Origin of the sequence: Streptomyces bambusae (genome assembly GCF_020532645.1) — a bacterium.
GTDB lineage: Bacteria > Actinomycetota > Actinomycetes > Streptomycetales > Streptomycetaceae > Streptomyces > Streptomyces bambusae.
Genome location: NZ_JAJAUZ010000031.1, coordinates 19,858 through 41,257 on the forward strand (window position 1 = coordinate 19,858; position 21,400 = coordinate 41,257).

The window sequence follows — 21,400 nt, forward strand, 5'->3', positions numbered from 1 at the left end:
GAAAATACCCCCGTGCATAAAAGGACCCGCGGGAGGTCGGCCCACGGGCTGGTCAGTCGAGATGATCCTATGCCCTGACCGGAATGCCTCCCCGGGGGTGGTCTGGGATGCAGCGACGGAACGGCCGTGCGCCGAGCACCGGGGCGGCCGGATGGCGCGCCCGGCCCGCCAGGACGAGGCGTACGGCAAGGTGCACCTGCTCACGGGGCCGGTCACGGGGGTCGGGTTCCTGTCCGCATGCGAACCTGGCCCCCGTGAAAACGGGTCTTCCGTCCTGTTGGGAAACGGACATGGAGAGGTCGTTTTCCTCTGTTGTTTCATCCCAGGATGGGGCGTCTGGTGGGCTTCTTCGGGTCGCGCCAGGAGACGGTGTTCTCGTTTGTCCCGGGCTTGCGGGCAGTGATCTCCATGTCGATGCCGAGGGTCGCGGCGTGTTCGACGAGGTGCTGGGGGTAGCCGCCGTGGACCCACACCTTGCGGATGCCGGGGTGGTCGGCGGCGACCTGATCGAGCAGTAGGTGCCGGCCACCGAGTCCTGCACGCTGGCCGCGGTCACGAGCACGGTGAGGAGAAGGCCGAGTGTGTCGGTGACGATGCTCCGCTTCCTGCCGACGATCTTCTTGCCGGCATCGATGCCCTGGCCGGAGGCGTGAACGCTGGTGGAGGTCTTGACGCTCTGAGCGTCGATGACACAGGCCGACGGCTCGGTATCGCGTCCCCCCTTCTCTCGCAGGAGCTGCCCGAGCAGGCCGTTGAGCTGGGCGAACGCGCCCTCGTCCGCCCATTTGGCGAAGTAGCCGTAGACGGTGTTCCCGTGCGGGAAGTCGTGTGGGAGGTAGCGCCACTGGACCTCGGTCCGTCCACCTACAAGATCGCGTCCATGATGTCGCGCAGGCCGTGCTCGGGCGGCCGGCCGAAATCCAGGGCCCTGCCCCGGCGCTCGAAACGCCAAGCGGCCAGGACCGGACCGATCAACTCCCAACGGGTATCGGACAGATCACTCGGACAGGGACGTCGCTTCGCCATGCTTCCGGCGTACCGCGCTGAACCGAGTGCGCCACCCCAGAATCCCGCGCCCGGCTCGGCATGGAACGCTGGTGCTCTAGAGCGAGTCTCTCGGGTCTGGCATTGCTTCCGTCAGCAGCGGCCGTACCCCGTCCGTGGCCGGTGGGCAACTCGCTCGACAGGCCTCGGGAGGCCATGGCCCGCTGCAGGGAGCGGGGTCAAGCGGGCCGGCCTCTCGCGTGAAGGGGCGGTCGCACCAGTCGCACAGCAGCGTCGTGTGGGCACCTGCCGCCTCAAGGACACCGGCCGCGTCCTGGGCGGCGTCGAGCCAGTCGGGTTGTGTGACCGCTACCGGCACGCTGTCCAGCAGGAGCTTGCTGTTCCACAGGCTGAGGCCGGTGATTGTTCGGATCGCACGGACGGCCTCCGACTTCCGGTCACCTGCATCCGTGAGCAGAACTCGGAACCCCGGCTCTTCCCCACACCCTCCCTGACGGCCTCGCTGTCCTGCAAGTGAACCACTCCCCCAGCCGAACACCCGGGGCGGGCATCGCCGGACCCAGACGCGAAGGGCGGCTAGGCGGAGTGGAGTACGGCCTAGTCGGCGATGGCGTCCCTCTCCCTTCCCATGGCCGGGCCCGCGCCAATGCTTGAAAACAGCTTCTGCATGCCTCGAGCGCACCGGGCCGACGGCGCCCGGCCCCTGTCCGTCGTCCGTGTACCCGTCGGCTTGGAGGGCGAACAAGCGCGCGTACTCACCCCCGGACTCGAGCAGTTGACGGTGGCTGCCCTCCTCCTTCACCTGGCCGTCGCCGAGTACGGCGATCCGGTGCGCGTCGCGCACGGCGCTGAGCCGGTGTGAGATCAACAAGCTGGTGCGGTCTGCTCGGTGCCGGCGGATCGAGAGGTGGATTTCATGCTCCGCCTCGGCGTCCAGTCCCGCGGAGGGTTCGTCGAGGATCATCAGGTCGCGTCCTTCGCGAATGAAGGCCCGGGCCAAGGCCAGGCGTTGGTGCTGGCCGCCCGAGAGCAGCGTTCCTCGCCGGTGTTCCTCCGCCGGAGCGTCGTGGTGGAAAGTGCGCGAGAGCATCGTGTCGTACCCCTGGGGCAGTTGGGTGAGCTTCTCGTGCATGCCCGCCTTTGCCGCCGCGGCCTCGATCCGGTCGCGTTCCTCCAGCAGCCGCAGGTCACCGAGTCCGATGTTCTCGGCAGCAGTCATGTCGTAGTGCTGGAAGTTCTGGAAGAGCGCACGCCCAGCGCGACCCGGGTGCAGCCGACGCCGATCACCCTCCGCGCCGCCAGGGCCCAGGCACGGGCGCCGGGCACGGTGCACCGGAGGAAGCAGGACCAGGAGGAGGACCGCGCAGGAGACCCTGGCGGGCATACCGGGCCCGGAGGGGAAGGAGGAGCCGGGTGCCCGGGCGACGGGGGCGGGCAGGCCGGGGCGCGCGTTCCGGGAAGACTCCCGTGAGGATGCTGACCTCGCTCCACCGCGTTCTTCATGAGGGACCCGATGACGACACCGGCCGTTTCGGTGACCGCGGCCCAAGCCGCCAGGCGCCGTGCGCGGCGTCCCAGGAGCCACACCACGAGGACGGCCACCAGGAGTTCGAGGTCAGCGGAACCCATGTCACAGTGGGCGACGCGCCCACCTCGCCCGGGGAACCGCCCTACGGGAGGATCCTCGGGGCCCCTGTCTCTTTGGTCAAGGTCGTGGGTCAGGATGGCGGCATGACAGATCGGGATCGGTTGGGGCGGACGGCAGTGCACTATGCGGCTGTCGACGGGGACGTTGAAAGCCTGAAAGTGCTGTTGGCCGGGGGCGCCGCCCATGAGGCAGCCGATGCCGTCGGCTGGACGCCGCTCCATTTTGCGGCTCAGGCCCAAGCGCCATCGGTCATCGAGGTTCTCTTGGCCGCGGGTACGTCGGTCGATGCCGTGGATGGCCACGGCAATACGCCGTTGTGGCGGGCGGTGTTCTCTTCGCAGGGCGAGGGGGCGGCGATCCGGCTGCTGCTGGAAGCCGGTGCCGACCCCGACCGGGTTAACGCTCATGGTGTGAGTCCGCGGGCGCTGGCAGGACGGATCGCCAACTATGACGTGGCTGCCCACCTTCCTGGCGGTGACGGGACCTCCTTCTAGGCTCCGCCGACTGCCGTGACCGGACGGGGCTCGTACGAATTCCACTTGACTGGTGCCTCGCTTCGTGCGGAGATCATTGCCATGGGGGAATCAGTCTTGAAGCTTCACCTCGCCGGCACTCTTGCTGCGACCGCTTCGCCCGGTGAGCATCTCCAGGCCGCCGGTATGTGCCTGATGGCCGCGGTGGTCTGCATCTGGGCCGGACGACGACAGCGGCGCACCGGGCGCCACTTCTTCGCCGCGCAGGAGACAGTGCGGGTGGGGCACGCTTTGGTCTCGCCACCCGCGCCTACCCGCGGCAACCGGGTCAGGGGCCGTATCTGGGCCGGGCTGGGCTGGTTCTTCGTGGTGCCGTTCGTGGTCCAGCTGAGCCTGGCCATCCGTCAGATCGTCTGATCCCGCTGGCTGGCCCCGGGCGCGGTCGGTGGATACCCGTTGCACCGGCCCGGGCGGCGTCGTGGGGGGGACCTGCCCGACCGCCGGCCCTCGCTGTGCCGCGTTCAGTTCACGCTGAAAGCGGGGCGTCAGAGGCTGCGGGCGGTGATGTCGCCCTTCTGGGTGACGAGGGTGACGGTGCCGTGGAGGGCTTCGGTGCACTGGATGTCGTTGGTTTGGGTGGTGAGCTCGGCGGAGCCGCCGAGGCGGCTGACCGTGAGATCGCCGGCCTGGATGGTCAGGCGGGCGCCGGCCGTCTGACGGCGGTCGACTTCTCCGCGGTCGACTTCTCCGCTGTCCAGACCGAGTGGGCCCGCGGCTTCTGTGCCGACGTCCCGAACCGGGAGTTCGTCCGGGCGGGGCCCTGCACCTCCCTCGACCAGGACGTGCGGCTGCGGGACGTCGTCTACTCGACGTGGGGCGCCGTCCGGTTCACCGACCCCGACGAGCTGTTCCCCGCATCGCCCGGTGCCTCGCCCCGACGCCCTTCTCCCACCGCGAGCCCGTCGGGGGCCAGTACGGTGCCCAGGAGAGGGGCGGGAAGCGGCTGGGGGGCCGGGCGAGCCGACGGTGCTGCGCTGGCAGCACACCCCCGAGCAGTGGACCGACCTCCTCAAGCGCCACGGCTCCGGGGTCGACGGACGACGGACGGATGCGACGTGTCCAGCACCAGCCTCGATCGGGTCACCGACGAGCTGCAGGATGCCGTAGTACCGTCAACCGCACTGCGGCCGAACCGAACACGAAGTACGTGGGCGACAGCCCCCAGGCTACTGGCTTTTCTTGTTGATTTTGTTAAGCAGTTGAGCGAGATTACGGGGGGCTGCCGCCCGGTCTTTCATCACAACATCAAAATGCCGGTAAGTTCTACTTTTCCCAAAGATGGAGTTCTCCTTCTTGACTTTATGGGAAATTTCACCCGAGCATACAGCGGCTCTGCTTTTGAGGAAATCTGCAGTGAGCAGCATGACTTGCTTCTGCATGGCGGATGGATTGACTATGAAAGTGTGAGCATTCGAGATCACCGACCATTTAGCCGACCCGGTGAGCTTCAATATTTCACGCTCGTTTCGCCCGGGAGAAATCGTAGCATTGGCATCAATTTCCAGGGTCCACGCTACTTTCATCCCGCCCGCCACGCCAACTTGGAGCCGCATATTGATACCGGGATTGATCGGTACGCTTTCATCCGAGTTCCCCGGGTTGGCCTTCCAGGAGTCGATCAAATCCTGACGAGCTTTTTCTGCCGCAGTTCCAAATTCTCGGTAAGACAGCATCTCCAACAGTTCATCCCAGGTGACCGTTAGGGTCTCCTTAGAATTTCCGAGCGAGAGCCTGACGGGGTACTTTGCTTCGACTATAGCGCGCCAGCGTGCGCGCGCAGATGCGATTTCTTTAGGTGATCCCTGCCGATTGCCCCGGTTTTCATTTTCTCTTTTTGCTGATTTCTTCCACACTTGGACCGAATTTGCTGTCGTTGATCCGGATTTCGGAATTTGCTTCTCGTTTTGAGACTTAGGAGCGCCTGGAGCGGGGGCATTGGAGGGTCGGCTGATCTGACTGAAGAGCAACGCAGCCTTGTCTTGCCAGGGTTTCAGGGCCGGGTACATCTGAGTGGTTGCCCAGTCGCTCACCGTGGCGCGAAAGAGGTCCACTTCTGCAGATGTGGCTTTTTTGAGATGATCAAATAGCAGCCTCTGGTCGGTGCCGATATTCTCTGCGAGGCCGAGTTTGAGCACGCTATTAATGTGAGCCGCGAAGGTAGAATATGGATGCTGCTCCAAAACGTCGATTTCACTGTTCCAGACCATCTCGAGGTTTTCCAGCAACTGGTACACTTGATCTTCGGTTGCGTCGACGTTAGGAAATGTCTGCGCAGCATTGTCCAGGTCCCAGATAGAATTCGCAGTAGCCACGACGCAGGCTTCTCTCTTGTGGCCGTTCAGGGAGAGCGTCGACGCTATGAGTTCTTGCATTTTACGGCTATTCTGAACGTCATCCACTGGTCGCCCATCCGTTCGTCGAGGTGCACCATTTCGCGGCGCAACCATCCCTTGTGATGATAAATCCGAGAGTGCATTATTCATCCAGATTGGACATATGGAAAGTCCCGACGAGCTCCCACTTCGGGCACGATTGAGGCGCCATCTGGTGCCCGTAAGTGAATTCTCCTACCGGCCTGCACCAGCTATTGGGGACCTCATTGGTTCCGTAAACTGCCGCCCTCGATCTGCCGCGCGCCACCAATTTAGCTATACTTTCGCCGATCGCAGCGCGAATGTAGAGGTGATGGGCATCCGCAGGCATGCCCCCGATCGGCACCGATCCGCTCCTGTCCCGGGCCCGGCCCCTCCCCCGCCTCGGACACGCGCACACTCGTCGTCGGACACAGCTTCCACGGGCACCCGGGACGCGGTCGGCCCGGTCACCCGAGGAACCTGTCCGGGGAGTCACGGCTCATGCGTCATCTGTGAGAGGGGCTCAGGGGCGCCCCGTCACGGCATCGGTCACGGTCACTGCGCGTCCCCGTCGGTGTGTGGGTCGCCTGCGGCGCCGGCGGCGACGACTGCGGACGGCGGTGTGGGGAGCGGGGTTCCCTGGAGGGCGCGCAGTGTCATGATCGCAAGGGAGCCCGTCCATACCAGGGGTGCGACGGACGACGGGTGTCCTGCGCCGTTCACCGTCTCCGGGAACTCCCCCAGCCCGTTGCGCTTGGACAGGACCCACCTCAGGACGGCGTCCGACCGGGCCTGGTCGCCCAGGTGGGCCCAGGCGAGGGCGAAGAACGACGTGCTGGCGGTCCAGGCATAGGACCCCCAGTTGGACTGGGGGTCGTTCCCCGGGGACACACCCCCGTTGGGGAGCAGCAGCGCCTGGTAGGTGGAGGCCAGGGCGGGCGGGAGGTCGCGCGGGGCCGTGTTGAAGGGGGGTGCCATGAAGGCGGCAGCGCTGTCCCTGCCGCGCCGGCCGTCGGCGGTGCGAGGGTAGCCTGTGGGGGCGAAGGAGCGGGCGATCCCTGCGGACAGGCGCCGTGCCGCGGCGGCCCACCGGGCGCTGTCGGCCGCTTCTCCCAGGCTCAAGGCCAGGTCGGCGGAGGCGTTGAGGCCGGCCAGCAAGGGTGCCGCGGTGCCGATGTTGGTGGTCGGAGTGGGCAGTTCCCAGTAGTCGGGGGACGCGGGGGGCAAGCCGTCCGCGCCCAGCGAGCGGACGGCGTAGTCCGCTGCCCTGCGCACCATGGGATAGAGGGCGCGCAGCCTGGCGTCCCTGCCGCCGGCGGGCGCGGCCTGGTACCACTGCCAGGTGGCCCATGGCACCCAGCCGTTCGCGTCCAGCTGCCACGGGCGCTGGTCGGGCGGGCCGCTGCCGTCCAGCTTGGTCCGGGCCTCCCACGTGCCGTCCGCGCGTTGGGTGTCGGCGTCGAACTGGAGGACGCGGTATGCCTCGGAGTCGTGTCCGGTCGCAGCGAAGGCCGCTACGGCGAACGCGCCGTCCCGGGGCCAGGAGTACTGCCAGGCCGGCGACCAGGCGGCGGCGAGTGCCCCGTTGGGCCGCAGCAGGGCACGCGCCGACAGCAAGGCGCGCCGTGACGCCGCCCGTTCGGTCTCCGTCCGGCCGGGCACGGTGCCGGCGGCCAACCAGCGTTCGCTCTCGGCGACCTGGGCGAGGGCGCCGGAGGTGTTCGCGGCGACGACGGAGGACTTCGTCGCACCGGCGGGCAGGTAGCGCCAACGCCCTGAAGGGAGCTTGAGCACGTTGCCGGCGCCCACGTACGACGCGCCGACGGCGAAGGCGGGGGGCACGGCCTCGGTGGTGGTCAGGTTGGTGAGGAGCCCGGAAGTGCGCTGGGCGAGCCAGGTGGCGGGCACGTAGCACTGGTCCGCTTCCCCGCACCGTTCGCTGCCCGTCGGTTCGACGTGGAAGGCCAGCCGGTGGGTGGTGTACGGGTGCCAGCCGCCCCAGTACGACCGGTCGTAGTTCCAGCTGGTAAGTGAGTTGGGGACGGACGACACGGTTCCGTACCAGGCGATGGGCTTGTTCTCGGTGGTGGTCGCCTGGAGGTGGAGGTAGTAGGTGGTGCCAGGAGTGACGTCGGCGTTCACGGGGAATTCCAGCCAGCCGGCCCCGGCTCCGCCCACGGAGGCCAGGCTCAGGGTTCTGGACGCGAGTGCGGAACCGCTGTCGGTTCTGTTGCGCCGGATCTGCACGGTGATCTGCCCGGTCGCAGCCTGGCTGGCCACGTACACGCTGACACGGGAGACACGACGCAAGGCGGTGGTGAACTCCTGTGCCGCCGCGTTGTTCGTCGCCTTCACGCTGAACAGAGCCGTGCTGCGCAGAGGCTGGCTGTCGTAGTAGGTCGCCCTGACCGCTGCCGTCGCAGGGGGTACCGCCACCGGCAGCAGGCACAGGGCCAGTGCGGGAGTGAGCGCGGTGAGCGTCACGTTCACGTACCGGAGTCCTTCCACAGGGGCGTACGGTCCCACCACGCTCCCCCGGGCGACCGAAGCCCTGTCGAGGTGCCCGGTCGCTTCACTCGTGCAGGGCAGCCCCTTCACCCGCCCGGAGGCAGGCCGGGCCGGCGACCAGCGCCGGAGACCCGGTCACAGGGGAACAGGTCCGACGGCCGGAACCACCGCCGGGCCGGCTTCTTCGCTGCGGAAGGGGGCTTGACGCCGCAGGGGGAGAGGCCGCCGGCGCCGGGCCGCCGCGCCGGTTCGAGGTGAGCCCGCCTGGTGGCAGTCGTTCCTCCGGCGCTTCGACCTTGCGCACACCTTCCGGCTGATGAAACAGACCGTCGGCCGGACCGCGGCGAGGTTCCGCCGCGCCGACACCGCCGAGCGGCCCGACCACCACCGCGCTGACCGCCGCCGCGTGGGTCCTGACCCACCCGCACCGACGCCCTGCCGGCTCGCGCGCGGCTTCGCCCTGTCGCCACGAGCGTCCCGTGCTTCGGCGGGCAACCAGGCCGGGCCGCCGGCTTCTGCGGCGCACGCGTGGCGAACGTGGGCGGGGTCGCGGTGGGTCAGCTCGTGGGCTGTTCGTGCTAACCGCGACCCGTCGCATGCTGCCGTCCCGTCCGTACTCAGCGGCGACCACTACATTGCCGGGGGACAAAAGCGTACGTATCGGTATCCCCACGCCCGATACGCAGAGCAGAGGACTTCTCCATGGCGATGACATCAGCGAAGACACGAGCGGCCGCCGCGACGCTGACCCCCAAGGCTGCGAGGAGGGCCGGTGGCTTCGCCCGTCGCGCGAGGCTCGGCGCGGTACCCTTCGCCGCGCTCGCCGTGGTGCTCGCCACCTCACCGGGGTCGGCAACGTCCGCGCAGGGCCGCCACGGCACGTTCGCCTTCGTCACGCAGCAGGACAACGTCGCTGTGGTGAAGGTCGTCGACAAGGGCCGTGAGCTGGACCTGGAGAGTCGCATCCACCTTGAGAAGGACAGCTTCGCCATCGGTGTGGCGATCTCCCCCGACGGCAAGCGGGCTTACGTCGCGGACAACACGGAGGGTGTCGTCGAAGTCTTCGACACCCGGAACGACGAACGCCTGGCAACGATCGAGCTGGGTACGACTCCGGTCGGTATCGCCATCACGCGCGACGGCCGGCGCGCCTACACGGCCAACTCGACGAACAACTCGGTTTCCGTGATCGACCTGCAGACGAACACCCGCGTCGGCGCGGACATTCCGGTCGGCTCCAGCCCGCGGGGCGTGTCGGTGTCGGCTGACGGCAAGCGCGTCTACACGGCGAACGACAGGAGCGGGACGGTGTCGGTCATCGACACGGAGACCCGCACGGTCACGACGATCGCGGATGTCGGAGCAGCGCCGCGCGTCGTCGCTCTCTGGGACGCAAAGCACCTCGGGTTCGTCACCAACAGCCGGAACGATTTCCTCACCGTGATCGACACCAAGGACAACAAGATCCTCAAGAGGATCGAAGGAGTGGAGAGGCCCGTAGGGGCGGTCTTCTCCACAAAGCGCCAGCTGCTCTACGTGGCCGACACCGGGGACGACACGGTCTCCGTGGTCAACGTGAGGCGGGCCATCCCCACCATCAACAAGATCGACCTCGGATGCAGCCCGCTCTGGGTATCCCTGTCCCCCGACCAGAAGCGCCTGTTCGTCACCTGCGTGGGCGACGGAAAGCTCACGATGATCGACACCGAGGACAACGAGGTGCTGGACAGCTACGAAGTCGGAAGTCCTGCGTCGCAGTCCGCGGTTGTCACCCTCCCCTGACCGCTCTGCCCATCGAACGGCCGTCTCGCATCCGGGGGCAACGCCGAGCGGCAGAGACGTTGCCCCCGATGTGATGGGCGTCGACGAGCTGGTGCAGCCGGTGTCCCCACGCATGCGGAGGAAGCGTCCCGGAGGACCAGGTCGGAGCAGGCGGCCGCGTGCGGGTCGGGGCTGGTAGTGCGGTGCCGGCATCTGTCCTGCCGGCCCGCCGACCCTGCTGATCGATGCGGAGGCCACCGCGAGGATCGGCGCCGAGTGAGGCGAACGGCCGAGACCCGCACCGGCTGGCGCAACGGACACCGGGACGAGACAGTGACCACCCGGGCCGGCGGCCTGGGGCTACCGATTCCCCAACTGAGGGCAGGGAGCTTCTTCCCGGGCTGGGAAGGTGCGCGGCGCGATCGTTTCCGGAGGTGTGCCCGATCGGGTTGGAACCGACCGGGATCCGGTGTGAGACTCCGGCACGTTCCAGCATTGTCGGAACCCCTTCGCCGTCGAAGGGGCGGTGCCGGGGTACGGCGTGGCAGCAGGACACCGCGCCGCCCCGCCGGAGGACTTGGAGGAGGGTCCGGTACGCGACCCAGGTGGTCACCACCGGATCCGTCATCCCCGAGGCCCTGCCCCGCACGGTCGCCTGCTCTGACCGGACGGCCCCTCTTCGGGTGTGCCCGAAGGGCGGGGCGTGGCTTGGGCACGTCCCCCTGGTGCCCTGTCCTGGTGCCTCGGTGTACGGCGGTCCTGTTCGATGGGGTTGTCCGGAGTCTTCATCGCGGTCTTCTTCCTCGGCGGTGCGGTGGGCTGCCCGGTCGGACAGGCGCAAGGACTGGTTCCAGGGGATGCGGCGGGGGCCGTCCGATCCCTGCAGAACGGTATGTCCGCCCGTAGGCTCACGGCTCCGACGGGCGTGCCGCCCGCATTCCTGATGTCGGAGAACAGAATGCGTCGCCGCCTCGCCAGCACACGCTCCTACCTGATGCTCGCCCTGTGGGGCCTCGCCGCTGCGTGTGTCGTCACCGCGTCGGGCATCGGTCACGCGGTTCCCGGCAACGCCGAGCCCCTGCGGTTCTTCAGCTACAACGTGTGCGGCAACAAGTGCAAAGGGGGCGACTTCGACGACGTCAAGCGCATCGACAGCATCGTCGACGCGGCGGTGTCTCCCTCCTGGAAGGCCGACCTGGTGTTCCTCCAAGAGGTGTGCGCCGGTCAGTTCGACGCAGTCCTGCGCCGGTTGGCGCCGAGCGGTTTCAGCGGCAGGTTCTCCGCCAGCGTCGAAGACAACCGCGCCGTGTGCCGCGGCCTGCCCTACGGCAGCGCGGTCTTCGCAAGGAGGGCCGACGGCGCCACCGAGACCCTCGACCTCACCATAGGCGGCGAGAAGGATCCGGTCGTGGCGCCCTGCATCAGGAGCCGCATGAACGGCAGCTCCATGTGGGCTTGCTCGGTACACCTGTACTGGGGTGACCGCGAACTCGGCCTGCAGGAGGCGAAGTTGCTCGCCGAGAAGACCCGGGCTTGGCGGGAGTCGGGCGCGGCCGTCGTCCTCGGCGGGGATTTCAACCAACTGCCCGGCAGCAGCACGCTCGCCCTCTTCGACGGGTCGCAGGCACCGGACAACGAGCCGCCCCCGTATATCGAGGCGGGACCCCCCGGACAGGACCCCACCTTCAACAACAAAAAGATCGACTACGTTTTCCTCGACTCACGCCACTTCAGGAAGGCGACCGGCGGGGTCGAGGAGCTGGACGAGGCGGTCTCGGACCACCGGATGCTGTGGGGGCAGACGTCATGGGCCCCCCGCCAGGCCCGGCTCACGTGAAGCGGCCCTGGCGTCACGGCGCGGTGATGTCCCGCAACGAGAAGACCGCCGAGATCGACACGCTCATCGGGGCCGGCCGGCTTCGCGAACACGAAGTCGCCGAGGTTCGGGGGCGTTGCTCCCGCCCCGCCCTACTCCGGCAAGACGAGCGGCGCCGAAGAAGTTCGGTGAGACCCGCGGTGCCGCTGCCGCGCGTACCCGACGGTCTCACGTGGCGAGCAGGTGCCGGACCAGGATCCGTGCAGTGACCGGTGCCGCGCGGACGAAGCCGAAGAACGGGCCGAAGTCCTGCACGGCGCAGAATCCGACGGCGTACAGTCCGGGGACGGCGGTTCCGAACGACGGGTCCAGGACGGGTGAGCCGTCCCGGATCCGCACCCGGTCCAGTAGTCCGGACAGGTAGTCCACCCGCGACAGATCGGCCTGATAGCCGGTCGCGTAGAGGATCTGGTCGACCTCCAGGGTCTCGCCGTCCGAGAGCGCCACCAGCAGCGAGCCGTCGGGCCGGGCGGAGACGCGTTCGACATGCATGTGCGGGTGCTTGCGCACCGGCGGATCGCTCAGCCGGGGCACCAGCCAGGGCTCCAGGGTCAGACGACCCGCGGCCCAGGCCCGCGCGATGTGCTCGTCCCGCTCCGCGGCGGGTAGCCTGCGCCACCAGTCCGGCCGCTCTTCCATCCGTGCCAGCGGTTCCTCGAAGAACGACCAGCTGACTTCGGCGAACCGCGGAGTGTCGTGGCGGTAGACGACATGGACGCCGGCCGCCCCGTGGTCGGCCAGGAGGGCGGCGGACTCGAACGCGCTCTGCCTACCGCCGACGACGAGTACCCGCCGCCCGGCGAGCGGGGCGAAGTCGACCAGCTCGCAGGTGTGGGCGGCGCGCCCCTTGGGCACGGCCTCGGCCCAGGCCGGCAGCCGGGCGAACGGCCGCAGCCCGGGCGCGGCCACGACCGCGTCGGCGGCCACCCGCGAGCCGTCCGCGAGGCGGAGGGAGAAGCGTCCGCTTCGGCCGCCGGGCCCCTCGGCCACCTCGGTCACCTCGGTCACCATGCGGGGGTCCGGCTCGATGCCGGCGACGGAACGGAACCACTCCGCGTAATCGATGAAGAGCGGAAGCGGAAGCGGCGCGGCCGCGTCTTCCGGGATACCGCGTCGGGCCAGGTAGGCGCTGAGCGTGTGCACGCCCTCGGCGTCGAGGTGCCAGTCCGTGCCCGAGCGCAGGAGCATGCCGGCGGGCATGTTCCTGCGCCAGAACCCCATGGGTTCGCCGAAGACGTGCGTCGATATGCCACGTTGTTCGGCCAGAGCGGCGAGGGATAGCGCAAAGGGACCCGCCCCGACGATGGCGAGCGGAACAGCGGTCATGAGGTTTCCTCGACGGTGGCCGTGTGACATGCGCGGCGGCCGGACAGAACCCATTGTCCCCGCCCGGCGGGCGAGGTGCCAGCCGTGCCCGCGCAGGGCGACACCGGAGCGGGAGCGAGGGGCCCGTACCTGTACGCGGTAGTCGTACCCACGCCGAACCCGGCCGCGAGCTGGGCGTACGGAGGTCCGTTACAGAGGTGGGACGGTCCGCTCCGCTTCGCCGGCCGGGCCGGTGGGCGGTTCGACGCGGCTCTCGATGAGCAGGGTGACCGCGTGTTTGATGCTCGCGGCGTTGCGCAGGATGCCCTCTTGGCCGTCGCCCGCGGACTGGCCGGCGGGGGCGCCGGTCGCGGGGTCGGTCCGGATGCCGTAGGTCCCGGTGGAGTACCCGGCCGCGCGCCCCCGCGGGCGTACGTACGCGCCGGACAGCACACGGGACTGCGCGTACACCCCAGGATCTGTGTTGAGGTTGCGCGGCCAGAGGTCGAAGAGGTCCTTGTCGTAGCTTCCCGGCGTCGCCCGGTACTCGTGCAGGTCGTAGACGAGCTGCGGCCGCCGGTCGCGCAGGACCGCGGCCACGGCCCGTGCCTCGGGCGAGGTCAGGGCCAAGTGGTCGCGGTTGATGTCGGTGCCGCGCGCGTTGGACCGGGTGCCGGCCGCGCGTCCGTCCGGGTTGGCGTTCGGGATGACCAGCAGCGTGACGGCTTCCAGGAGGTGCCGGGTCGCCGCGTCCCGCGCGTGCGCGAGGTCCCGCACGGTGCTCAGGCATGCCTCGCGGCCCGCAGGCTCGTCCCCGTGCTGGCTGCACACCAGCAGGACGGTGACGGCGCCCCGGCCCACGCCCACCAGGTGCAGACGGCGGCCTTGCACGGTCGTCCCGATGGCCTCGACGACCACTCGCCCGCCAGGCCGGGCGAGTTCATGCAGGAGGTGTCTCTCCTGGGACTCGCTGGTCCAACGGCCCCGTAGGCGGCCTCGAATCCCGTACGGGGCGCCCCGTCGGACGCGCGAGCCGGGCCGGAGGCCAGAGAAGCGCAGAACACGGCGGTCATGGCCGCGGCGAGCAGGTGCCGACCGCACGCCCTCATCATCTGGATCACACCCCCCGGTTGTCGCGGGTACCGGCCTGTGACGGCAGCGCTGCGCCAGTGCACTCACCCAGGTGGCGGGCGGGGGTCTCCGAGTCCCGGCCACCGGGTCTCCGACCCGACTCACCGCACAACCTCAAACACGAGATCACCGAGTGGCCGTCGATACACCACTCCAGCGGACGGACCGAAACTCCAAGGTCCCCGACAGAGTCGAAAGCCTGGAAGGGTCAGAACCAGAATCAGGGAGTCGTTGACACGGGTCGTCGTCCCGGCCCTGCCAAGGCCGTTTTCAGGCGGCGGCCGAGGGGGCGTTCGATGAACCGGTAGGTCAGCCATGCCGTCGCCGTCAGCCCTGCGACCAGCGCGGCCAGCAGTGGGTACGGCGGAACGTGCGGGTGGAACCAGGAGATGAGTGTCCAGCCGATGCACTCGTGGAGCAGGTACAGCGGATACGTGAGCGCGCCCGCCGCGACGAGCCAGGGCCGGTTGAGGAAGCGCAGTCTGCCCATGGCGAGGGCGACCAGGAGGGCGAGGCCGGCGGTGATGAGCGCGAGCGCGATGCTCCAGGAGATCCGGTCACCCGTACGTGCGCCCTGCACGAGGGCGACCAGCCGGTGCTGGGCCAGGAGCCACGTCCCGCCGAGCATCAGCCACAGCGTGGGACTCGGTCCGAAGCGGTGCAGCAGGTAGACGAGGATCCCCGCTATGTAGAACGGGGCATAGGCAGGCTGGAAGACAACGGTGAGCAGGGGGAGCCCGGAGACGGGGGCGATCACTGCGGCCACGAGCCAGAGCCCGCAGAACCCCACGACACGGCGGTAGGTGAGTCCCGTCCAGGCCAGCACCGCGAACAGGAGGTAGAACCGCAACTCCGACCAGAGCGACCAGTACGCCGGGTCGACGTACCTGACGTTGAGGGGCTCGGGGACCATCGTCAGATTGGTCAGCACGCGGCTCGGCGTCATACCGCGGTCTCCGGTGAGCCTCAGGAACACGGCCGTGGTCAGTACACACACCCAGAACGCGGGGAAGAGGCGTGTCACGCGGGAGACGATGAAATCGCGCAGCGTGCGGTCCCATGCACTCATGCAGATGACGAATCCGCTGATCATGAAGAACAGCTCGACGCCGAGCCAGCCGTAGGCGGCGATCCGGTGCGCCAGGGGAAAAACTTCGGCAGGGCTCCGGCCCCACACTCCGGGACCCGACGGAACGAGCCCGATGAAGTGGAAGAGCACCACCGCCAGGGCAGCGAGCAGCCGCAGTCCGTCGATCGCGTAGAGCCGCGGGAGACACTTCCCGGCGGACGGCGCCGCCCCCGGGGGAGCACTCCGCGGCACCGGCCTGCGGGGCGGGGCGTGAACGACCGGCGACTGGGTCAAGACGAAACCTTGGATGGGTGGTCAGCCGCGTGGCTCGGACGAGCGGAGTACGGCCCCGGCCGGCGGACGGGTTCAAGCACCGTAGGCCCGCGCCTGCTGTCGATTGTTCCCCCGAGCGGTGGACCGGCGCGGTGGAGAGGCGCGGTGGGAGAGGCGCGGTGGAGAGGCGCTGACGCTCGAGCGAGGCGTGGCCGTCTGCTGCGAGACCATCCGCCGCCGGCCGCCGGCTCATGCGGACGAGCGGCACCGTGCCCCGGACGGCCATCACCGACAGGCTCGCCTCGAAGCCCCTCATCCGTTCGGACCGGCCCGTGCTGCGGGCCGGGTCGCGCGCGGTGATGCTGGCGGTGACCACACGGACTCCGCCGGCGGCCCTGCCCGCCCACGCGTTGCACGGTCCGCCCCGGCGCGCGTCCGGTGCATCAGGACGGAGCGTCTTCCGCCGGGTCCAGCACAGGAGGCACGGTGGCACCTCTGGCACGGATTCCCCTGGACGGCGGGGGCTGGCTGCTGGTCGAGGCCCCACCCACCGTCACGGAAGGGCCGGTGAAGGCGGGCCGCTTCAAGGAGGCCGTGCAGGAACTGCCGGGGAGCCTTCAACAGGCACTGGGGCCGGTCACCGCGGCCATGCGCGCCACGCTGGAGCAGCTACGCAAGGCCGGTCCCGACGAGATCGCCGTGGAGTTCGGCCTCGATCTCGCGGTGGAGGCCGGCGCGGTGATCACCCGGACCGGGGCCCACTGCCACCTGACGGTGACCGTCACCTGGCAGAAGCAGGGCCGCCGTGCCGATCCGGGGCCGCCGTACGAGGAGGAAGGGCCGGGCTGATCCCATGGACGGCACCGACAGCGGACCGGCCGGCGGGCACACGCCGCAGCTGCCGCCCGCCATCGCGCAGGTCCTCGGACCGGACGGGCAGGTCGCCGGGGCGGGTTTCCTGGTGGCCGATGGCGTCCTGGTCACCTGTGCACACGTCGTGGAGGCCGCGGGCGGTGCGCCCGGCGGCCGGGTGCGGCTGGTGTTCCCGCACGTCGCGGGTGCGCCCGGGGCCGAAGGCGAGGTCCTGCACGAGAACTGGCGGGCGCCCGAGGCCGAGGACGTGGCCTTCGTGCGGCTGGACGCCACACCTGCGGGGGCGCGGGTGCTGCCGCTGGGTTCGGCGGCGGGCTGCCGGGGGCACCGGGTGCGCTCGTACGGGTTCCCCGCTCAAGCCCGGACCGGGGGCCACCACGGGTATGCCGTCGCCGGCGACCTGCTGCCCGCCGCCGGCGGCGGGGGCGGGCACCTCCAGCTGACCGGCGCCAACGACCTGACCACCGGCTTCAGCGGCGGTCCGGTCCTCGACGAGGTGACCGGACTGGTCATCGGAATGCTCACCGAGATCACGGCGCCGGACGGCTACGCGCGGGGGCAGGGCATCGCCTACGTGACGCCCACGGAGGTCCTCCGGGAGATCCGGCCGGACCTGGCCGCGCAGGACGTGTGCCCGTACCGGGGCCTGGAAGTGTTCACCGCCGAGCACGCCCGGTGGTTCGAAGGCCGGCGGGAGGCGGTCCGGCAGGTGCTGGCCGGACTCGCCGGGCCGCACCGCCTGACCCTCCTCCTCGGCCCGTCCGGTTCGGGGAAGTCGTCCCTGATCCAGGCGGGTGTGCTGCGCGCGCTGGCCGACGGGGAGCTGCCGGGCAGCGACCGGTGGCCGACCGTCCTCGCCCGCCCGCGGCAGGACCTGCCCGCCGAACTCGAACGGGCCGGACTGACCGGGGCCGCCTCCGACGGCATCGCCGGCGCCGTCACCCGCCGGCTCGCGGCCGAAGCCGGAGCCGGAGCCGGAGCCGACAGCAACCGCATCATCCTGGTCGTCGACCAGTTCGAGGAGCTCCTCACCCGGCCCGCCGGCGGGCCGGACCGCCGCGCGGAGATCGCGTACCAGCTCACCGCGGCCGTCGAATCTGCCGGCGCACTGCACGTGGTCCTGATCATGCGGGACGACTTCTACCCGCAGCTGGCCGCGGTGGCCCCCGGCCTGCTGGAGGCCGCCATGCCGGGTCTCCTCAACGTACCCGGCACGTTGAGCCGGCAGGACCTGCTCGACATCGTCACCCGTCCCGCCGAGGACGTGGGGCTCCGCTTCCAGCCCGGCCTGCCCGAGCAGATCGTCGCCGACGTCCTGGCCACTGCGCCGGAGGGCGCCACGGCCCGCCGGGCACCGGTCACCGTGCTGCCGCTGCTCGAACTGGCGCTCAAGCAGTTGTGGGAGCGGCGCGAGGACGGATTCCTCACCCACGACGCGTACCGGCGCATCGGCGCGGTCACCGGAAGCCTGACCAACTGGTGCGACACCGCGCTGAACCGGCTGACGCCCGCCCAACGGCCGGTCGCCCAGCGCATCCTGACGTCGCTGGTCCGTCCCGACGACCCCGAACTCCGCATTCCCGCCATCCGTGCGCAGCTCCCCCTCGGCGAACTGCGCGAGCTGGCCGCCGGGCCCGGGAGTGCACCCGAGGGCGACGGCACCTTCGACGAGGTCGTCGCCGCCCTCACGAGCCGGCGGATCATCACCGCGCAGACGCTCCGCTCCCCCGAACACCCCGGCGCGGCCACGGGGCAGCCGGCCGCCGAACCGGGGCAGCCGGTCGCCGAACTGATCCACGACGCGCTCATCCGCGACTGGGGCACGCTGCGCGAATGGGTGAGCCAGGACCACCGGTTCCAGAGCTGGCTGGACCGGACCCGGGAACGGCGCGCCCGGTGGGCGGAGAAGAGCGACCCGGGAGACCTGCTCGGCGGAACGGCCCTGGCCGAGGGCCTCGACTGGTCACAGGAGCGGGCCCTGCCGGGCGAGATCACGGCCTTCCTGACGGCCAGCAAGGAGCGCCAGCAGGCCGTCATGCGCCGCAGCAGACGCCTCAACACGGTCCTGGCGGCCCTGCTCGCCGTAGCCGTCATCGCCGCGGGCGGCGCGCTGTGGCAGTGGCGGACGGCAGTCACCACCCGGCAGGCAGCCCAGTCCCGGCAGCTCGCCGTCCAGTCCAACCTGGCCATGACGTCGAATCCCGAGCTCGCCTCGCTGCTGGCCGTCCAGGCCTATCGGACCAGCCCCACCCACGACGCCGTCGAGAGCCTGCAGTCCGCCGCAGCGCTCCCTGTGCCTCGGCGCCTGGCCGGTCACACCCAAGCGGTGGCCTCGGTGACGTTCAGCCCGGACGGCCGTACCGTTGCCAGTGCCGGTTCCGATGGCACCGTGCGGCTGTGGGACGCGGCCACGGGCAAGATCCGCACCACTTTGGCCGGACACACGGACACGGTGTTCTCGGTGGCGTTCAGCCCCGACGGCCGCACCCTCGCCACCGGCAGCGCCGACCGCACGGCCCGGCTCTGGGACGTGAAGTCCGGCAAAACCCGCTCCACACTCTCCGGACATTCCTACAAGGTGAACTCGGTGGCGTTCAGTCCTGACGGCCGCACCCTCGCCACCGGCAGCGCCGACCGCACGGCCCGGCTGTGGAACGTGGAATCCGGCAAAACCCGCTCCACACTCTCCGGACACACGGACCAGGTGTACTCGGTGGCGTTCAGCCCCGACGGCCGCACCCTCGCCACCGGCAGTTGGGACAACTCCGCACGCCTGTGGGATGTGTCTTCCGGTGAGCTCCGCAGCCCCTTGGCCGGGCACAAGGGCCAGGTGTACTCCGTGGCGTTCAGCTCCGACGGCCATACGCTGGCCAGCGGCAGCACCGACGGCACGGCGATGCTCTGGGACGTCCCCGCGGGATCCGTCAGGGCCACGCTGGCCGGGCACGCCGGCGAAGTGCTCTCGGTGGCGTTCAGCCCCGACGGCCGGACATTCGCAACCGGCAGTGGCGATCACAGCGTGCGCCTGTGGGACCTGGCCACCGGCGCGACGCTCACCGCCCTGATCGGGCACGCCAACATGGTGTACGCGGTGGCGTTCAGCCCCGACGGCCACACGCTGGCCAGCGGCAGCCGCGACAGGACCGTACGGCTGTGGACGACGACCTCCGGTACGACACGCACCGTCCTGGCCGGGCACACCGAAGCGGTTTCCGCGGTGGCGTACAGCCCCGACGGCTCAGCCCTCGCCACCGCCGGCTACGACCACAGCGTGCGGCTGTGGAACCACACCAAGGGCACCATCAGCGCCACCTTGAACGGACACGCCGCCGGAGTGAAATCGGTGGCGTTCAGCCCCGACGGCCGCACCCTCGCCACCGGAAGCGAGGACCAGACCGTGCGGTTGTGGGACGCGGCCACCGGTGCCGCCCGGGCAAAGCTGTCCGGGCACATGCACATGGTGTACTCGGTGGCGTTCAGCCCGGACGGGCGCACACTCGCCTCCGGCAGTGCCGACGGCACTGTACGGCTGTGGGACGTGGGGTCGCGCACCGCCTCCGCCACGCTGTTCGGCCGATCCGACCAGGTGTATGCGGTGGCGTACAGTCCCGACGGACGCACGCTGGCCGCTGCCTGCGCCGACGGGAAGACACGGCTTTGGGACGTGCGTTCCCGTAAGGTCCGCAGGATCCTCTCGGGCCACGCCGACCAGGTCTTTTCCGTGGCGTTCAGCCCCGACGGCCGTACCCTGGCCACCGGCAGCGCCGACCACACCGCGCGTTTGTGGAACGTGGCCACGGGCGCTCCGCGCGACACCCTGATCGCGCACTCCGGTTCTGTGAACTCGGTGGCCTTCAGTCCTGACGGCCGTACGCTCGCCACCGGAGGCGATGACTGGATCCTGATGCTGTGGGATGCGGCCACTGCCACCCCCAAGGCCTTCTTTCCCGGGCACACGGCCCAGGTGGCCTGGGTGGCGTTCGCCCCGGATGGACGCACGGTTGCCAGCGCCGGCTCCGACAATACCGTCGGGCTGTGGCACGTGGTCCTGCCCCGTCCCGCCGAAGCCGTCGAGAAGATCTGCAGTGCTGTCGACCGCGACTTGACCCCGGAGGAACGCTCGGCATACCTGCCCGACCCGTCGGTCGGCCCGGTCTGCCCAGCAGCCTGACGGGGCCTGCAAGCCAGCAGCCGGCCGTCAGCAGGGCAGGCTGAACGCTCCAGCGGTCATCGGGGTGCGTCCGGCGCGGGTGCGACGGCGACGGCCGACCAGGCGCGGTGCGGCACGTGCAGGACGTCGCCGGGGAAGCGGTCGTGCAGGAGGGCGGTGAGTTCGGCGGAGAACGCGGTGACCTCCTCAGGGGGGAGGCTCGCGCCGACGCCCGCGCTGGCCCGGATCCGGCCGGTCCAGGCCTCCGGTGTGTAGGGGACGTCCAGGTCGAAGGAGAAGGTCTCGATGGCCCGGAAGCCCGCCGAGGCCAGGTCGGTCAGCCAGCGCGGATAGAGGCCCGTGCCGCCGCCCATGGACCAGGCGGGGTTGAATCTCAGGATGAGGTCCTCGGTCGCCGCCACCATGTTGCCGGGCAGCGGAAGCCAGTCGAAGTGGGTGATCACGACGTGGCCGCCCGGCCGGAGCAGCCGCCTGACCTCGGCCGCGGCCCTGGGGGCGTCGAACCAGTGCCAGCACTGCCCGGCCGCCACGACGTCGAAGGACGCGTCCGGGAGCCCGGTCGCTTCGGCGGTGGCCACGCGGTAGGCGATCTCGACGCCGGCCGCCGCGTCGAGGGCGCGCGCCTGGTCGAGCAGGGGTGCGGCCGGGTCGATGCCGGTGACCCTGGCGCCCGCCCGGGCGAAGAGCCGGGCCAGGCTGCCGGTGCCGGTGCCCAGATCGAGGATGTCGCGGCCGCCCGCTTCGACTCCGAGCCCCGCCAGGCGCCGGACGACCTCCGGGGGGAAGCCTGCGCGGTGCCTGCCGTAGTCCTCGGCGGTCAGTCCGAAGTCCGGGTCGAATTCCTTGGACACGCGTTCCTCCGTTTTTCCTTGCGCGTTCGGGCGGATGGGGCG

General features: G+C 69.9%; 13 protein-coding genes and 4 pseudogenes. 7 read left to right on the forward strand and 10 right to left on the reverse strand.

All coding sequences use genetic code 11. The features are described 5' to 3' along the window. Nucleotides 1-380: 380 nt before the first annotated feature. From LG634_RS38500 to LG634_RS21595, 3 genes and pseudogenes are all read right to left on the reverse strand, one after another. A pseudogene (locus LG634_RS38500) lies at nt 381-1,026 on the reverse strand (IS5 family transposase); the annotation flags it as partial. Between the two features lie 76 nt (nt 1,027-1,102). After that, on the reverse strand, nt 1,103-2,224 hold the full coding sequence (locus LG634_RS38285) for a ribosomal protein L7/L12 (RefSeq protein WP_308072622.1): 1,122 nt from the start codon (nt 2,222-2,224) through the stop codon (nt 1,103-1,105). Between the two features lie 29 nt (nt 2,225-2,253). After that, nucleotides 2,254-2,619, reverse strand: a pseudogene (locus LG634_RS21595) (phosphatase PAP2 family protein); the annotation flags it as partial. 117 nt (nt 2,620-2,736) lie between these two features. On the opposite strand from LG634_RS21595, the gene LG634_RS21600 reads away from it, so the two are divergent. Both LG634_RS21600 and LG634_RS21605 read left to right on the forward strand, forming a co-directional pair. Beyond that, complete coding sequence (locus LG634_RS21600; RefSeq protein ID WP_226735551.1) at nt 2,737-3,147, forward strand: ankyrin repeat domain-containing protein; 411 nt, start codon at nt 2,737-2,739, stop codon at nt 3,145-3,147. 96 nt (nt 3,148-3,243) lie between these two features. After that, a complete protein-coding gene (locus LG634_RS21605; protein WP_226735552.1) occupies nt 3,244-3,543 on the forward strand; it encodes a hypothetical protein in 300 nt (99 codons plus the stop codon). 809 nt (nt 3,544-4,352) lie between these two features. Here the strand turns inward: LG634_RS21605 and LG634_RS21610 are convergent. Both LG634_RS21610 and LG634_RS21615 read right to left on the reverse strand, forming a co-directional pair. Next, nucleotides 4,353-5,585: a hypothetical protein gene (locus LG634_RS21610; protein WP_226735553.1), complete on the reverse strand. Its 1,233-nt coding sequence runs from the start codon at nt 5,583-5,585 to the stop codon at nt 4,353-4,355. A 510-nt stretch (nt 5,586-6,095) separates the two neighbouring features. Beyond that, nucleotides 6,096-8,030: a glycoside hydrolase family 15 protein gene (locus tag LG634_RS21615; RefSeq protein ID WP_226735554.1), complete on the reverse strand. Its 1,935-nt coding sequence runs from the start codon at nt 8,028-8,030 to the stop codon at nt 6,096-6,098. 720 nt (nt 8,031-8,750) lie between these two features. On the opposite strand from LG634_RS21615, the gene LG634_RS21620 reads away from it, so the two are divergent. The 3 genes from LG634_RS21620 to LG634_RS21630 all read left to right on the forward strand — a co-directional run bounded on the left by LG634_RS21620 (nt 8,751) and on the right by LG634_RS21630 (nt 11,646). Further along, nucleotides 8,751-9,830 carry a beta-propeller fold lactonase family protein gene (locus LG634_RS21620; protein ID WP_226735555.1) on the forward strand — a complete coding sequence of 360 codons (1,080 nt, stop codon included), beginning with the start codon at nt 8,751-8,753 and terminating at the stop codon, nt 9,828-9,830. A 312-nt stretch (nt 9,831-10,142) separates the two neighbouring features. After that, nucleotides 10,143-10,715 carry a hypothetical protein gene (locus LG634_RS38505; RefSeq protein ID WP_372482473.1) on the forward strand — a complete coding sequence of 191 codons (573 nt, stop codon included), beginning with the start codon at nt 10,143-10,145 and terminating at the stop codon, nt 10,713-10,715. Nucleotides 10,716-10,767: 52 nt separating this feature from the next. Continuing rightward, nucleotides 10,768-11,646, forward strand: coding sequence for an endonuclease/exonuclease/phosphatase family protein (locus LG634_RS21630; protein ID WP_226735556.1), 879 nt, complete (start codon nt 10,768-10,770; stop codon nt 11,644-11,646). 207 nt (nt 11,647-11,853) lie between these two features. Here LG634_RS21630 and LG634_RS21635 read toward each other — a convergent pair whose 3' ends face one another. The 4 genes and pseudogenes from LG634_RS21635 to LG634_RS21650 form a co-directional block, all read right to left on the reverse strand. Beyond that, a complete protein-coding gene (locus tag LG634_RS21635) occupies nt 11,854-13,011 on the reverse strand; it encodes an FAD-dependent oxidoreductase (RefSeq protein WP_226735557.1) in 1,158 nt (385 codons plus the stop codon). 125 nt (nt 13,012-13,136) lie between these two features. Next, nucleotides 13,137-13,214: pseudogene (locus tag LG634_RS21640) on the reverse strand (helix-turn-helix domain-containing protein); the annotation flags it as partial. 4 nt (nt 13,215-13,218) lie between these two features. Beyond that, nucleotides 13,219-14,102 (reverse strand): annotated as a pseudogene (locus LG634_RS21645) (M14 family zinc carboxypeptidase); the annotation flags it as partial. 239 nt (nt 14,103-14,341) lie between these two features. Further along, a complete protein-coding gene (locus LG634_RS21650; protein ID WP_226735558.1) occupies nt 14,342-15,484 on the reverse strand; it encodes an acyltransferase family protein in 1,143 nt (380 codons plus the stop codon). Between the two features lie 465 nt (nt 15,485-15,949). Between LG634_RS21650 and LG634_RS21655 the strand changes: the two genes are divergently transcribed. Beyond that, entirely contained in the window at nt 15,950-16,312 is a 363-nt protein-coding gene (locus tag LG634_RS21655) for a CU044_2847 family protein (protein ID WP_226735559.1), read from the forward strand. Nucleotides 16,313-16,316: 4 nt separating this feature from the next. Then, entirely contained in the window at nt 16,317-20,507 is a 4,191-nt protein-coding gene (locus LG634_RS21660; protein ID WP_226735560.1) for an nSTAND1 domain-containing NTPase, read from the forward strand. Between the two features lie 56 nt (nt 20,508-20,563). Here LG634_RS21660 and LG634_RS21665 read toward each other — a convergent pair whose 3' ends face one another. After that, nucleotides 20,564-21,358 carry a class I SAM-dependent methyltransferase gene (locus LG634_RS21665; protein ID WP_226735561.1) on the reverse strand — a complete coding sequence of 265 codons (795 nt, stop codon included), beginning with the start codon at nt 21,356-21,358 and terminating at the stop codon, nt 20,564-20,566. Nucleotides 21,359-21,400 lie beyond the last annotated feature (42 nt).

Coding starts and splice junctions, on each gene's coding strand:
- LG634_RS21600 (WP_226735551.1), top strand. CDS start 2,737: ATGACAGATCGGGATCGGTTGGGGCGGACGGCAGTGCACTATGCGGCT.
- LG634_RS21620 (WP_226735555.1), top strand. CDS start 8,751: ATGGCGATGACATCAGCGAAGACACGAGCGGCCGCCGCGACGCTGACC.
- LG634_RS21660 (WP_226735560.1), top strand. CDS start 16,317: ATGGACGGCACCGACAGCGGACCGGCCGGCGGGCACACGCCGCAGCTG.
- LG634_RS38285 (WP_308072622.1), bottom strand. CDS start 2,224: ATGACTGCTGCCGAGAACATCGGACTCGGTGACCTGCGGCTGCTGGAG.
- LG634_RS21635 (WP_226735557.1), bottom strand. CDS start 13,011: ATGACCGCTGTTCCGCTCGCCATCGTCGGGGCGGGTCCCTTTGCGCTA.
- LG634_RS21630 (WP_226735556.1), top strand. CDS start 10,768: ATGCGTCGCCGCCTCGCCAGCACACGCTCCTACCTGATGCTCGCCCTG.